The sequence below is a fragment of the Pseudomonas sp. SJZ074 genome, assembly GCF_007828215.1.
In the GTDB taxonomy this organism is placed as follows: Bacteria; Pseudomonadota; Gammaproteobacteria; order Pseudomonadales; family Pseudomonadaceae; genus Aquipseudomonas.
Genome location: NZ_VIUE01000007.1, coordinates 31,336 through 45,973, shown reverse-complemented (window position 1 = coordinate 45,973; position 14,638 = coordinate 31,336). Strand labels below are relative to the sequence as shown.

12 protein-coding genes are annotated in these 14,638 nt (G+C 61.2%); 2 read left to right on the top strand and 10 right to left on the bottom strand.

From position 1 onward, the window contains the following. Positions 1-100: 100 nt before the first annotated feature. The 9 genes from FBX99_RS10685 to dibA all read right to left on the bottom strand — a co-directional run bounded on the left by FBX99_RS10685 (position 101) and on the right by dibA (position 10,678). Positions 101-2,320, bottom strand: a complete 2,220-nt coding sequence (locus FBX99_RS10685) for a GMC family oxidoreductase (RefSeq protein WP_144929783.1) — start codon at positions 2,318-2,320, stop codon at positions 101-103. Continuing rightward, on the bottom strand, positions 2,317-2,835 hold the full coding sequence (locus FBX99_RS10680; protein ID WP_144929784.1) for a sorbitol dehydrogenase: 519 nt from the start codon (positions 2,833-2,835) through the stop codon (positions 2,317-2,319). Before FBX99_RS10680 ends, FBX99_RS10685 begins: the two co-directional genes overlap by 4 nt. Beyond that, positions 2,832-4,196 (bottom strand): cytochrome C, encoded by a 1,365-nt coding sequence (locus FBX99_RS10675; RefSeq protein WP_144929785.1) that lies wholly within the window; start codon positions 4,194-4,196, stop codon positions 2,832-2,834. Before FBX99_RS10675 ends, FBX99_RS10680 begins: the two co-directional genes overlap by 4 nt. A 267-nt stretch (positions 4,197-4,463) precedes the next feature. After that, positions 4,464-5,453 carry a sulfate/molybdate ABC transporter ATP-binding protein gene (locus tag FBX99_RS10670; RefSeq protein WP_144929786.1) on the bottom strand — a complete coding sequence of 330 codons (990 nt, stop codon included), beginning with the start codon at positions 5,451-5,453 and terminating at the stop codon, positions 4,464-4,466. A gap of 3 nt (positions 5,454-5,456) precedes the next feature. Continuing rightward, positions 5,457-6,326: a sulfate ABC transporter permease subunit CysW gene (cysW, locus tag FBX99_RS10665; RefSeq protein ID WP_144929787.1), complete on the bottom strand. Its 870-nt coding sequence runs from the start codon at positions 6,324-6,326 to the stop codon at positions 5,457-5,459. Between the two features lie 12 nt (positions 6,327-6,338). Beyond that, on the bottom strand, positions 6,339-7,157 hold the full coding sequence (gene cysT, locus FBX99_RS10660) for a sulfate ABC transporter permease subunit CysT (RefSeq protein WP_041023314.1): 819 nt from the start codon (positions 7,155-7,157) through the stop codon (positions 6,339-6,341). Positions 7,158-7,262: 105 nt separating this feature from the next. Then, positions 7,263-8,276, bottom strand: coding sequence for a sulfate ABC transporter substrate-binding protein (locus FBX99_RS10655; RefSeq protein WP_145131533.1), 1,014 nt, complete (start codon positions 8,274-8,276; stop codon positions 7,263-7,265). Positions 8,277-8,357: 81 nt separating this feature from the next. Then, entirely contained in the window at positions 8,358-8,540 is a 183-nt protein-coding gene (gene oscA, locus FBX99_RS10650; RefSeq protein ID WP_042732574.1) for a sulfur starvation response protein OscA, read from the bottom strand. 233 nt (positions 8,541-8,773) lie between these two features. After that, complete coding sequence (dibA, locus tag FBX99_RS10645; protein ID WP_144929789.1) at positions 8,774-10,678, bottom strand: phosphodiesterase DibA; 1,905 nt, start codon at positions 10,676-10,678, stop codon at positions 8,774-8,776. A gap of 146 nt (positions 10,679-10,824) precedes the next feature. Between dibA and desA the strand changes: the two genes are divergently transcribed. Then, positions 10,825-12,009 (top strand): delta-9 fatty acid desaturase DesA, encoded by a 1,185-nt coding sequence (gene desA / locus FBX99_RS10640; protein WP_144929790.1) that lies wholly within the window; start codon positions 10,825-10,827, stop codon positions 12,007-12,009. 195 nt (positions 12,010-12,204) lie between these two features. Further along, entirely contained in the window at positions 12,205-13,194 is a 990-nt protein-coding gene (locus tag FBX99_RS10635) for a sensor domain-containing diguanylate cyclase (protein WP_144929791.1), read from the top strand. A 118-nt stretch (positions 13,195-13,312) separates the two neighbouring features. Here the strand turns inward: FBX99_RS10635 and FBX99_RS10630 are convergent, their stop codons facing one another. Continuing rightward, positions 13,313-14,530: an HDOD domain-containing protein gene (locus tag FBX99_RS10630; protein ID WP_144929792.1), complete on the bottom strand. Its 1,218-nt coding sequence runs from the start codon at positions 14,528-14,530 to the stop codon at positions 13,313-13,315. Positions 14,531-14,638: the final 108 nt, after the last annotated feature.

Sequence of the window (14,638 nt, the reverse complement as noted above, 5' to 3'; positions counted from 1 at the left end):
AGCGAGCCTGCTCGCGATAGCGGTGGATCTGTGCCATTGATGTCGACACTGCCGCCGCCTTCGCGGGCAAGCCCGCTCCCACAGGTTGCCTGTTAAAGCACTACAAGGCACCGAACTCGACCCGGATGGTCAGCGCGCCGGTGTTATCTCTCAAGCCAGCCCCGTGTTTCCCGGTCAGGTCATCATTGATACACAGTTGCAGCTCCCCTTGCTGGTCGCCCGGTACCTGCGCCAGATCCCCCACCAGGAACGGCGTGCCATTGTTGCCCACACGACCGATCAAGGCGCCTTCGGCAGCACCGGGCAAGGTATAGCTGCTGTAGTCGATGTGCCTCGAACCACCCTTCCCATCGACATTGCCGCCTTGCGGGCTGGCGCACCATAGCCCGCTGACGTAGCGAACCAGGCGCGGCACCAATCCGTTGATCTGCACACCGGTGCCCTGCCAGGCGACGTTGGATTGGACCTGCATCGTCACCGCCTTCAGGTCGTTGGCCACGGTATCCCCGGCCTGGAACGACAACGCCGCGATGGTCAGGCTCGGATTCGAAGTCCCGCTGCTGGGGAAAACCCCATCGCCCACCAGGAACAGGTTGTTGTGATCCCAACTGCGCTGGTTCTTGTCGACCACCGATGTGGCCGGGTCACTGCCCATGCGATAGGTGCCCATCAAGTGCCCGGCACCTTGGAAGCTCATAGGTTCGTTTCCGTAAGTGAACGTCCCTGGCGTAAGCGGCTTGGTCAGCTCCACGGCGCCGAGCAGGTCTTTGATAATGTGAGTGGCCAGCCGTTTTGCCTCCAGGAAACCCTTCTGGGTGTACTTGGACAATTCATAATGGATTTCCGGCCGGGGAATACCGAGCAGGTCCTTGTACTCGGTCGACGGAACGATGTAGCACTTGGCGTTATCGGGATCGTCTTCCACCTGTTCCACCAGGAATGCGATGCGGAACTGCCGGATGAAAATGTCGTTGAGCTTTTGCACCAGCGCAGTTCCATAAAGCGCTTCGGTAGGGGGTATGGGGTCCTGGTCCGACTTCACCGGGTTGACGCCATTGTTGTTCGTACCGTCGATAAAATCGGCCACCGTGTCGTAGGGATCGTTGGCCGGCCAGTTCCAGCCCTCGTTGCCGATCTCAATACGCCACGCCGCGCGTTCGCTGCGAAAGGCACCGTCACGCAAGCTCTCGATACCGGCGGTGGACAGGGGGCCACGGTAGGGAAAAACCGCCTTGCCTTCAGGCATCAGCCCCCACGCCAGGTAGATCGGGTGGTCGGACAGGTTGCGCCCCACCTGACCGCTGCTGTTGGCCACGCCCTTGGGCCAGTCGGGCGTGGCGGAGTTGAGCAACAGCTTGGGGGTTTCGATGGCATGGGCGGCGATGACATAACGTTGAGCAATGGCCTCGCCACTGCCGGTGATCGGTCCATCACCCAATTGATACTGCTTGAATTCCACACCGAAGATAGTGCCGTCCAACCCTACGTTCAACTTGGTGGCAACCGTCCTGTACAGCACCTTGACCTTGCCGGTGGCCAGGGCCTTGTTCATCGTCACGGTGGCGTCGTACTTGGCCTGGATCGGGCAGATCGGCGTACAGTTGGTGTTGCCGGCACATACGCGGCGCCCTGCATAGGGTTGGGAGTTGCGTCCGGCCGGCGTCGGGCTGACGACCAGCGGCAAGCCGTCGAATACCTGTCCCGTCACCGCCGCGACAAAACTGCCATCGACCAAGGACAACGGAATGCTGTGCATGGGAAATTCGTAGCCCTCGGGAAACGTCATGCCCAGGTAGGCCTGATCGGCAACGTTGGCCGAGACGCCGATTTCCGCTTCGGCCCGGCAATAGGCGCTCTGCAGGTCGTCGTAGCCGATAGGCCAGTCCACCCCGACGTTGTACAGGGACTTCAGGCGAAAATCGTTCGGCACCATGCGCAGGCAGGTCCCGACCCAGTGCCAGGTGGTTCCGCCGCCGACTCGCTCATAGGTGCTGGTGAAAGGCATCGGGCCTTTCTGCACCAGGTAACTGACCTCCGGTTTGTCCCATCCCAGGATCAGGTCGGCGATGGTCGCACGCGGGGCGTTCTGCTTGGCCGGGTCACGGGGCGGGTCCAGGCTGGTGACCGGTGGATAGGGCGATTCCGGGGTTTTCAGCGTGGTGGTGTAGAACCGTTCCAGGTATTGAGCCCGATTGACCGGGATCTCCGGTCCCGATTCGAGCACCAGCACCTCCACGCCGGCCATGGCCAGTTGATAAGCAACGATACTGCCGGCCAGCCCGGCGCCCACGATCACCACTTCGGCTTGTTCAATAGTCATGACCGGTCTCCTTGTTGGACATTGGAGGACGCGGTGGCGGGTACGCCGGTCAAGTCCTCAAGGCTCGGCGGCTGTTCGTTCCAGTAGCCGAAGAACGATTCGCTGTAGCCCATTGGGTGAGCCTGGGCAGCTTTCCAGGCCCAGCTGTTGATATACGCCTGGTCGGACACCACCGCCGAGTCACCCTTTTTGTAATTCCCCGCGTCATACGGTTGGTACCAGACACCCAGGAACCAGAGCTTCATGATTGAACGCGCCGCCAGCACGGAGTTGGGGGTCGGTTGCGTGGTGACCAGCACCTGCTGGGCGATCCTGTCCGGGGACACGTTGTCGGCCGCCAACGTGGCGTACTGCGTCAGCAACGGGTTGAGCACATCGGTGGTGATGCGTGGGGTGACGTAATCGAGAAACAGCGGAGGCAGACCTATCGGGTCGAGCTGCGGCGCCAGGCGCGCGATGGGAATACCGGTCAGGGCCGATGACAGGCCGACGAAATTGTCCAGGTCAGTGCTCATTGTTTGGCTCCTTGTCCGGAAGTGGACTGCGCGCGTTCGAGCAAATAGGTGAAGTCCGCGAAGCTGGTGCGCGGGGATTCGGTGACATGAGTAGCGGCGTTGCCATGACAGGCCATGCAACTGGAGGACGCCTGGGGCGTGGTGCCCTGGATGTAGGTTTCCAGCGTGGCGTTGGCGAGGAACGCGGGCGCGGGATTGCCCAGCGGGTTGGCGGCCGAAATCTGGCAGTTCGGTGGCGGCGCGGCGGTCGGCCACTGGGTGCTGATCAACTGATAGTTGGCCCAGACACTCTGCGGGTTGGCCGTGCGCAACAGGGTTTGATACTTGGCGTTCAAGGCGTTGGTGGGCCCGGTCAGCGGCACTTCGCGCACGATCTGCGAAGGCGTCGCCTTGACGGCCGGGTTCCATGGTCGTGGCGGAGGCTGGTTGATCGCACTGGTGCTGGCGGCGTTGTAGAACAGGTACGGCCCTTTGCGCTGCGCCACCGGTGTGGATTGCTCCGGCACGTTGTTCACGTGCTCGAAGGTCGACCAGACCCACTGCGGCGCACTGGCGGTCTTATGGACAATGTGCAAACCCACCAGCCCGACCGATTGCGATGCGCACGACTCCTCGACTATCGGCCCATGACTCGGGTCGCTGTTGCCCGGCGTATAGACCAACGCGTCGACCGTGTGGAAATCCTGGGGACGGTCGTTGGCCCCCAGCACCTTCCAGGATGCCTTCACCATCACCGAACCGACCTGGCTCGTGTCGTTGGAACCACAGCTGAACGCCACGGTGTTGGTCTTGTTCGCGGCAAAGAATTTCTGCTGGCCTTCGATGCTGTACAGGCCGTTGTCGACGATTCCGTTGAACATCGATTGGTTGACCACGATTTCGTTGCGCGTATAAACGCCGTTCTGGTCTACCAGCGGGCCGCTTTCGAAGGGCTGGATAAATTCATCCAGCACGTCGGGGACCTTGCCCATTTGCTGCAGCAGCCGCCCGGGCTTGAGCTGCTTGCACACTTCGGGGAGCGTCGCCGGCGCATCCCAGGGCAAGGGCGTCTGGCCCTTGGCGCGGAAAATCTGATAACTCTCTTTCCAACTTTCCCAGACCGTGGCCCCATCCTGCTTGCCAATGGTAGTGCCGGTATTGGGATTGCCATTGTCCAGGGCCGGCCAGTTCAGAGCGATGAAGGTCTGCCACGACAGTTCATCGAAATTGCCTTGCAGGCTGGGCAGGGAGATGGGTTGGGTGGCCGTGACATCGAAGGGTATTTGCGGCGACAGCGAGGGGTCGGCGCTGGCATACGGGCATAGCAGAACGCTTAACAAGGCACAGCCCAACGGGCCACGCCGACTGACTTCCATTCTCATGCTTGATCTCCTTGGCATCAGGGCGCCAGGGGATCACACCGGTCCGTCATGGACTCTCACTGCCTCCTGGCATGTCAGAGTCTAGGTAGGGTTTGAATCAAGAAGGGTTGTGGAAATAGAACCAATCGAAGCAAAACCTGACGGTGTTATTCGGATTAGAAGAGCGCTGTCATGGAGGACGCCATCGCGAGCAGGCTCGCTCCCACAAGGGACTTCAGGGAGACCACGATCCCTGTGGGAGCGAGCCTGCTCGCGATGCTTTTGATCCTAAAGGTTGGCGACTTTCTGCCAGACCTTCGGCTTGAAGAACAGCGTCTCGCCCTTCGCCAGCCCCACCAGGCTGTCGTGGTCTTTCACCACCTCGGCCTCGATCAGCTCACCCTGACCTTCCACCTTCAACGTCACCCGGGTCGTTGCGCCCAGCGGACGGATGTCCCGAACCTCGGCGGCGTGATGGTCTTCGAGCGCCGAACGCGACAGCGAGACTTCATGGGGGCGGAACAGCACGTGCCGGTCTTCCCCCAAGTGCAGGCGGTTAGAGTCACCCAGGAAGTGATACACGAAATCACTGGCCGGGTTCTCGTACACGTCGCCCGGCGAACCAATCTGCTCGATCACGCCCTTGTTCATCACCACGATACGGTCGGCGACTTCCATGGCTTCTTCCTGGTCGTGGGTGACGAACACCGAGGTCAGATTGATGTCCTCGTGCAGGCGCGCCAGCCAGCGGCGCAGTTCCTTGCGGACCTTGGCATCGAGGGCACCGAACGGTTCGTCCAGCAGCAGTACCTTGGGTTCCACAGCCAAGGCGCGGGCCAGGGCGATACGCTGGCGCTGGCCACCGGACAGTTGTTCGGGGTAACGGTCGGCGAGCCAGTCCAGTTGCACCATGTTCAGCAGCTCGTGAACCTTGGTCGCGATCTGGCTCTCGTTCGGGCGTTGGCCCTTGGGTTTCATGCGCAGGCCGAAGGCGACGTTGTCGAACACGGTCATGTGGCGGAACAAGGCGTAGTGCTGGAACACGAAGCCGACGTTGCGATCACGCACGTCGTGGCCGGACACGTCCTCACCGTGGAACACGATGCTGCCCTGGTCCGGGGTTTCGAGACCGGCGATGATCCGCAGCAAGGTGGTCTTGCCGCAACCCGAAGGGCCGAGCAGCGCCACCAGCTCACCGCTCTGGATGTCCAGGCTGATGTCGTCCAAGGCTCTGAAGGCGTTGAAATTCTTGCTGACGTTACGGACTTCGATCGACATGAATTATTCCTCCGCGGCGCTGGCGCGCAGGCGGTTGATTCGGTTTTCGCTCCACTGCTTGAGCAGCAGGATGAAGAGCGCCAGGATCAGCAACAGGCTCGCCACGGCGAACGCAGCCACGTGGTTGTATTCGTTGTAGAGGATCTCGACGTGCAACGGCAGGGTATTGGTCACCCCGCGAATGTGCCCGGACACCACCGACACCGCGCCGAACTCACCCATGGCCCGGGCGGTACACAGCACCACGCCATAGATCAGGCCCCACTTGATGTTCGGCACGGTGACATGCCAGAACATCTGCCAGCCGTTGGCACCCAGCAGGCGCGCGGCTTCTTCTTCCTGGGTACCCTGTTCCTGCATCAGCGGGATCAGCTCACGGGCCACGAACGGCACCGTGACGAAGATCGTCGCCAGCACGATACCCGGCAGCGCAAACACGATCTGGATGTCGTGGTCCGCCAGCCATGGCCCGAACAGGCCCTGGGCGCCGAACATCAGCACGTAGACCAGACCCGCGATAACCGGCGAGACCGAGAACGGCAGATCGATCAGGGTCACCAGCATACTTTTGCCACGGAACGAATACTTGCTCACGCACCACGCGGCGCTGACCCCGAACACCAGGTTCAGCGGCACCGAAATCAGCACCGCAATCACCGTGAGTTTCAGCGCCGACAGCGCGTCGGGCTCGAAGATCGCGGTAAAGAACGCCCCCAGGCCGAGCTTCAGGCCCTGGGACACCACAATGAACAGCGGCAACAGCAGGAACAGCGCAAAGAACAACCAGCCAAGACCGATCAGGACTCGTCGCGACGTCGCGCTGCCACGGCGGGCAGCGTTGGTGGAGGCCGCGGAAATAGACGATTGGGACATGTTCGCGCCTCCTTATGGGGTTTCGATGCGCCGCTGCAGCAAGTTGATCAGCAGCAACAGGACGAAGGAAACCACCAGCATCAGCACGCCGATGGAGGTGGCGCCGGTGTAGTCGTACTGGTCGAGCTTGACCATAATCAGCAGCGGCAGGATCTCGGTTTTCATCGGCATGTTGCCGGCGATGAAAATCACCGAACCGTACTCGCCCACACCCCGGGCAAACGCCAGGGCGAAACCGGTCAGCCAGGCCGGCAACAACGCCGGCATCAGGATGTGACGAAACACCTGCCAGGGCTTGGCGCCGAGACAGGCAGCCGCCTCTTCCACCTCACGGGGAATATCCGCCAACACCGGCTGCACCGTACGCACCACGAACGGCAGCGTCACGAAAGTCAGCGCCAGGGTAATGCCCAACGGGGTATAGGCGATCTTGAATCCCAGGTCGGTGGCGAACTGGCCGACCAGACCGGTCGGTGCATACAACGCCGTCAAGGCGATCCCGGCCACAGCGGTGGGCAGAGCGAACGGCAGGTCGATCATCGCATCGATGATCTTGCGGCCAGGAAAGGTATACCGCACCAGCACCCAGGCCAGCAGCGTGCCAATCACGCCGTTGATGATCGCGGCGCACAGCGCGGTGCCGAAGCTGAGCTTCAAGGCAGCCAGCACTCGCGGCGCCGAAATGATCGTCCAGAACTGTTCCCAGGTGAGTTGGGCGGCATGCACGAACATCGCCGCCAGCGGTATGAGCACAATCAGACTGAGGTACACCAGGGTGTAGCCCAGCGTCAGCCCGAAGCCGGGTATGACGGGGGAGATGCGACGCGACATAAAAGTCCTTGGTTGGGAACGCGCAGAATATCCTTGTGGGGGCGAGCAGGCCTCGCTCCCACAGAAGCCCTTCTTAAGTAAACCGTTTTGCAAGGTCCATCCAGCTTACTGCGCCTGATAGATCTGGTCGAACACGCCGCCATCGTTGAAGAATTTCGGTTGGGCGGTTTTCCAGCCGTCGAAGTCCTTGTCGATGGTCACCAGCTCCAGTTTGGGAAACTGCCGGGCGTACTTGGCGGCCACGTCCTTGTCGCGCGGACGATAGAAATTCTTCGCGGCGATTTCCTGTCCGGCCGGGCTGTACAGATGCTTGAGGTAAGCTTCGGCGATCTCCAGGTTGCCTTTCTTCTCGGCGTTCTTGTCCACCACCGCCACCGGAGGCTCGGCAAGGATCGACAGCGACGGCACGACGATGTCGAATTTGTCGGCTCCCCCTTCTTCTTTCAGCGCCAGGAAGGCTTCGTTTTCCCAGGCCAGCAACACGTCGCCCTGACCATTGTTGACGAAGGTAATGGTCGAACCGCGGGCGCCGGTATCGAGGATCGGTACGTGCTTGAACAACGCCTGCACGTACTCCTTGGCCTTGGCCTCGTCACCCCCATTGGCCTTGAGGCCATAGGCCCAGGCCGCGAGGAAGTTCCAGCGCGCACCGCCGGAGGTCTTCGGGTTCGGGGTGATGACCGACACGTCGTTCTTGATCAGGTCGCCCCAATCCTTGATGCCCTTGGGGTTGCCCTTGCGCACCAGGAACACGATGGTGGACGTGTAAGGCGTGCTGGCTTCCGGCAGACGCTGCTGCCAGTCCAGCGGCAGGGTTTTGCCCAGTTTGGCGATTTCATCGATGTCACCGGCCAGGGCCAGGGTCACGACGTCGGCACGCAACCCATCGATCACCGCTCGGCCCTGCTTGCCCGAGCCACCGTGGGATTGCTGGATCTTCACGCTGTCGTCCGGGTGGGCCTGCTTCCAGAAACTGACGAATTCGGCGTTGTAATCCTGGTACAGCTCACGGGTTGGATCGTAGGACACGTTGAGCAGCTCGTAATCCTTCGCGACGGCGGAACCTGCGAAAACAGCGCTGGCCAGGGCGGCCAGGGCATAACGGCGAATCGACGACATGGTGAAAGCTCCTGGAATTCTGGTTTCTTATGGTTTCTGGCAGATCGGGTGGTCCTGAAAATTCCCCACAGCCATACTGTTTCAGCCCGGTTTGTGGCTCGGCTGCTGCAGGCGGAATTTTTCCTTGCGTTCGATCTGGACCACCTGCGCGTTATGCACGGTGATTTCCACCGCGCCAAAGCGCAGATCACGCAATGCGCTCTGGATCTCGCGCAAGATGGTTGCTTCGTCCTGGCCGTCGACGCTACGTAGGGATGCGCTCATGCTGCTGCTCCTTGAATGAATGCCCGGCAGTGGCGGCACTGCCTGGGGCGTTGGAGCAATACTAGATAAGCCGTGATATTCTTAAAAAGACTATTTAAGAATTTTTATATAACCAAAATACCAACAGATCCTGTGGGGGCGAGCCTGCTCGCGATGCGGTCTGCCAGAGACCAAAATGTTGACTGTCCCACCGCTATCGCGAGCAGGCTCGTTCCCACAGGTTTTTTTGTCTGTCAGGTGATCGCCGGGGCCCGTTCCCAATCCAGCTGCTGCGCCGGCATCGGCCGCCCGAACCAGTAGCCCTGTCCCATCTCACCGCCCTGCTCCAGCAGGAATCCCGCCTGTTCGCGCTGTTCGATGCCTTCGGCGTGCACCTGCATACCCATGCTACGGGCAAGGGCGATGATGACCCGGACGATTGCCGCGTCGTCCTCATCCCACGGCAACCCGGCGACAAAACCCTGGTCGATCTTGAGTTTCTGCACCGGCAAGCGCTTGAGCCGCAGCAACGACGAATAGCCGGTGCCGAAGTCATCGATCGCCAGGCGCACGCCCAGCTCCCGCAAACGATGCATCTGCTCCAACGCCACTTCCGGATCTTCCATCACCGCGCTTTCGGTCACCTCCAACTCCAGGAACGACGGATCCAGACCGGTCTCATGCAGCACCTGGGAAACCTGCTCATACAACTCGCGATGGGCGAACAATCGGCTGGAAACGTTCACCGCGACGAACGTCAACGCGACCCCGGCCTGCTGCCACTGGCACATCTGTCGGCAGGCCTGGGCCATGACCCAGCCATCGATCTGGGCGATCAGCCCGGTGCGCTCGGCGACGGGGATGAATTCGGCCGGCGAGATCAAACCACGCACAGGATGCTCCCAACGCACCAGCGCTTCGACGCCTATCAGGCGATTGGACGCCAGGTCGTGCACCGGCTGGTAATGGACCCGCAACTCTTGCTGGGCAAGGGCACGACGCAGTTCGAAGGCAATCTCGACCTGTTGTTGCGCATGGGCGGTCAATTCTTCGGTGTACAAGGCATAGCCGTCACGCCCGGTGCTCTTGGCCTTGAACAGGGCCGAGTCGGCATTGCGCAACAATTGACCGGCGCTGAGGGCGTCACCGGGAAACAGGCTGATACCGATACTGGCGTTGATGAACAAGGCATGACTGTCGACCCGCAGTGGCTCCTTCAGGACGTCGAGAATGCGCTGGGCCAGGACCGCTGCCTGCCCCGGCTGCGAACAGTTTTCCACCAGTACGGCAAACTCATCGCCGCCCAGGCGAGCCAGGGTCACCCCCGGCACGAAGAGCTCCTGGAACCGCTCGGCCACGCCTTTGAGCAACTCGTCGCCCACCGAGTGTCCGAGGCTGTCATTGATGTTCTTGAAATGGTCCAGGTCCACCAACAGCAGGGCGCAGCCGCGCTTGTGCAGTTGCGCCGACGCCAGGGCCTGTTCCGCACGGTCGGAAAACAGCATGCGGTTGGGCAGGCCGGTCAGCGGATCGTGATGAGCCAGGTATGACAGTTCGTGTTGCGAATCCTTGATCGCACTGATGTCGGAGAACACTGCAACGTACTGGCTGACCTGGCCGTTGTCGTCGACGAGCGCCCGGATCGTCTGCCACTGCGGGAAGATCTCACCGCTTTTGCGTCGATTCCAGATTTCCCCGCTCCATTCGCCCCGCCCGTTCAGGGAAGCAAACATGTCGCGGTAGAAATCCGGCCCATGGCGGCCGGACTTGAACAGGTTGGGGCGCCGGCCCAGCACCTCATCCCGGTCATAACCGGTTATTACCATGAAGGCTCGGTTCACGTGCACGATGAGCCCGCTGCGATCCGTCACCAGTACCCCTTCGCGGGTGCAATCGAAGACGGCGGCGGCCTGGCGCAGACGCTCGCGATCGCCCGTGTGCCCTCCTTCGCCGGACCGGGACATCCGCACCCGCGCGAAAAAGATCAACCCGGCGCTGACCAGCAGCCAGGCATAGCCGTTGATCAGTTGCCAGGTCTGCCTGGCGGCGGATTGATCGAAGAAACTGCTTAATAAATAACCAACCAGTTGCAACCAGGCAATTGATAGCACCAGGTAAAGCAGCGCTTCACCCATGGCAATGCGGTGATGGGCAGTCATGCGGTCGTCCATGTCCTTATAAATAGGCGGGGATTATAGAGGAAGAAACATCCTGCCACTCTTATCTGAAAGGCCGACTGGTTTTATCTGTAGGGCTGTTGATAATGCAACGGCTGTTTCTATCTTTATCGAGGGCCCTACAGCCTATGTGGTACGAAGGTTTTCTTGGCTTGTCGCCCTGGTCGCTGGTGGCGGTCACCCTGCTGATGACCCACGTCACGATCATCAGCGTCACGGTCTATCTGCACCGTTATTCGGCTCACCGCTCCCTGGAGCTCAACGCCGGCCTCAAACATTTCTTCCGCTTCTGGCTATGGTTGACCACAGGGCAGAACACCCGCGAGTGGACCGCTATCCACCGCAAGCACCACGCCAAGTGCGAAACCGTCGACGATCCCCACAGTCCGGTCGTCAAAGGCCTGTCCACCGTGCTGCGCAAAGGCGCCGAGCTGTACCGCGCCGAAGCGGAAAACCCGGAAACCCTGCGCATCTACGGCAAAAACTGCCCCGAAGACTGGATCGAACGCAACCTCTACAGCCGCTACCCACTCCTGGGCGTGGCGATCATGGGCGTGATCGACCTGCTGTTGTTCGGCACCATCGGCATCACCATCTGGGCGATCCAGATGATGTGGATCCCGGTCTGGGCCGCCGGCGTGGTCAATGGCCTGGGCCATGCCGTGGGCTACCGCAACTTCGAGTGCCGCGACGCAGCGACCAACCTGGTACCCTGGGGCATCCTGATCGGTGGCGAAGAGTTGCACAACAACCACCACACCTACCCTAACTCGGCCAAGCTGTCGGTACGCAAATGGGAGTTCGACCTGGGCTGGGCCTGGATCCAGGTGTTCCGCTTCCTGCATCTGGCCAAGGTCCAGCGGGTCGCGCCGATTGCCCATCGGATCGAAGGCAAGGGTCATCTGGACATGGATACCGCCCTCGCGATCCTCAACAATCGGTTCCAGATCATGGCCCAGTACCGCAGGCTGGTGATCGCCCCGCTGGTCAAGCAGGAACTGGAAAAGGTCGATCATTCGGTGCGCCACCAGTTCCACCGGGCCAAACGCCTGCTGTCGCGGGAAACCAGCCTGCTGGATGAACGTCACCATCTACGCATCCAGAACATGCTGGAGCACAGCCAGGCATTGAAGGTTATCTACGAAAAACGCCTGGCCCTGCAGCAGATCTGGGCCAAGACCAGCAGCAACGGCCACGACATGCTGGCGGCTATCAAGGAATGGGTCCACGACGCCGAGGTCAGCGGCATCCAATCCTTGCGCGACTTTGCCGATCAACTCAAGACCTACTCGTTGCGGCCTGCTACGGCCTGATAACCAAACCCCGCCACCCGGCGGGGTTTTCTTTTCTGCACCCAATCCTGCGACTGCCAGAACCCCACCCCTTCGTCGCCTGAAAAGGAACTTCACCCCGAATCCCTTATCTCAAGAGCACTTCGCCATCCGGGCGGGCTTCGGAGCAAGCGCGTGCGAACCTTCAACAATGCACGCTCTTTGAGATTTGTACCAATGGTCGACAAGAACCTGCAGGATTCAACCCAACCTCATTGGCCCGAGGCGGCCCAGACGCTCATGGCGCTGATGCACGCCAAGGGCGAGGTGGCGCGCCTGAGCGAACGTGAACAGCTCTTCAGCTCATTGCTGGTCAGCGTCAATGCAGTGCTCTGGGCATTCAACTGGGAAACCCGGCAACTGCTCTATGTAAGCCCCGCCTACGAACGGATCTTCGGCCGGCCCGTCGGTCTGGTGCTGGCGGATTTCAACGAGTGGCGTGACGCAATCTACCCCGACGACCTGGATTACGCCGAACGCAGCCTGGCCGAAGTGCTGGTCAAAGGTGCCGTGGAGGATCGTGAGTACCGCATCATCGCCGCCGATGGGCAGATCCGCTGGCTAAGCGACAAATGCTTCATCAACCGCCAGGCCGAATCGGGGCAGCCGGTGATCGTGGTGGGCATCGCCGAAGACATCACCGAAAAGAAGCTGCTGGAAAGCGAGCTGCAGCGACTGGCGACCACCGACGTGCTGACCCAGAGCAGCAATCGCCGCCACTTCTTCGAATGTGCCCATCGCGAATTCGAGCAGGCACGATTGCAAGGAACGCCCATGGCATTCCTGTTGCTGGACATCGATGATTTCAAGGTGATCAACGACACCTACGGTCATCAGGAGGGCGACAACGTGCTGCAGAAAATCGCCGAAAGCGGGCGGACCGTGCTCCGCAGCGGCGACCTGTTCGGACGGATCGGCGGCGAAGAGTTCGCCGCCGTATTCCCCGGCTGTGCCCCGGACATGGCAATGCAAGTGGCCGAGCGCCTGCAACGGGAAATCCAGCGCCTGACCTTTCGCAGCGGGGAGCAGGGTTTCGGCATCACCGTCAGCCAGGGCCTGACCAGCATCACCGACGAAGACCAGACCCTCGACAGCCTGTTCGCGCGCGCTGACGCCGCCATGTACGAAGCCAAGCGCCAGGGCAAAAATCGCATCATCGTCGCCTGATCGACAAAAGACCCTGTGGGAGCGGGCTTGCTCGCGAAAGCGGTATGCGAGCCAACATCAACGTAGCTGACAGATCCCATTCGCGAGCAAGCCCACTCCCACAGGGGTCACTGTGCTCCTACTTCCTGCGCAAACGCATCAACTCCGGCAAACCGATCTTCAGCAGACGCGCCGTGCGCCCCCGGGCCAGCTCTTCGAGGCCTTCATGCTCGGTCAGGTGGGCCATTTGCGCCGCCATGTCCATCACCAGGGCCTCGCGGGAGTACACCCCGCCGCCGAGGCCATAGACTGCCGCAATCAACTCCCGCAGCTCCAGCGGCAAGCGCCAGCGGGTACGCAACGCCGAGCCGAAACCGGCACCGTACTGCGCCAGGACATTGCCCACCTCCTCCGGCTCATCCAGTGCGCCATTGGCCTGTTTCCATTCTTCCAGACAGCGCAACACCGCCAGTTCACCCAGGCGATGCAGCAGCCCGGCGCAATAACAGCGCTCCTGATCCAGATCCAGCAAACGAGCCATCGTCCGGGCGTATTCGGCGGTGTGCAGCGACAATAGCCAATAACGCTCGGCATAATCCGCCAGACAGGGATTATTGAGGCGGGCACAGCGCTTGAGGGTCAACCCGAGGATCAGGTTCATGCTTTGCCCGCTGCCGAGCTGGTGCAGCGCCTGGGCCACGGTCTGCACCGGACCGCCGCCCTGGTGCTGGGCTGCGCTGTTGGCCGCGGCGATCAGCACGGCGGTGATCTGCGGGTCGGTGCGGATTTCCTCTTCCAGCAACTTCAGGTCCAGGCCGCTGGGGTTGAGGCTGCGCTTGACCGCCACTTGCACATCGGTCATCAACGGTGCGCCTTCGGACTGCTCGCGCCGACGCTCAAGATACGCAGCCAGGGTCAGCGCAGGCCCAGGAGCCGGCGCGTCGCTGGCGGCGTCTTCGGAGCCATCCAACAGCAAGCCGTGCAGACGCCGGCTCAGGCTTTCCCGGTCCAAGGGTTTGGTCAGATAGGCGGCCGGCGCCAGCGGCAATACCTCACGCACGCTGGCGCTGTCATTGCGTCGACTCATCAGGATGAATGGCAATGGTGGGGTGCGGCGCTGGTTGCGAAGGCCGCGCAGGATACTCAAGCCATCGACACCCGGCAGCTCCCAATCAGCGATCACCAGATCGTAAGGATGATGCGCCAACAACTCCAGCGCCCGTCTGCCCTCGCTGCATGTGTCCACCCGCGCATCGCAACGCAGATCCGATAACACCTGTTCCAGTAACTCACGGGAGGCCGGGTCGGCCTCGGCGATCAATATGCGGGGTACAGCGGGTAAATCCACAGCAGTCATGCGGCATCGCTCCCTTGCAATACCTGCACCTTAGACAATAGCTGCCGTTCCAGACAGTCCAAACCCTCAGGATAGGCACCCGGGCATGAAAAAACCCGCTAAAAAGCG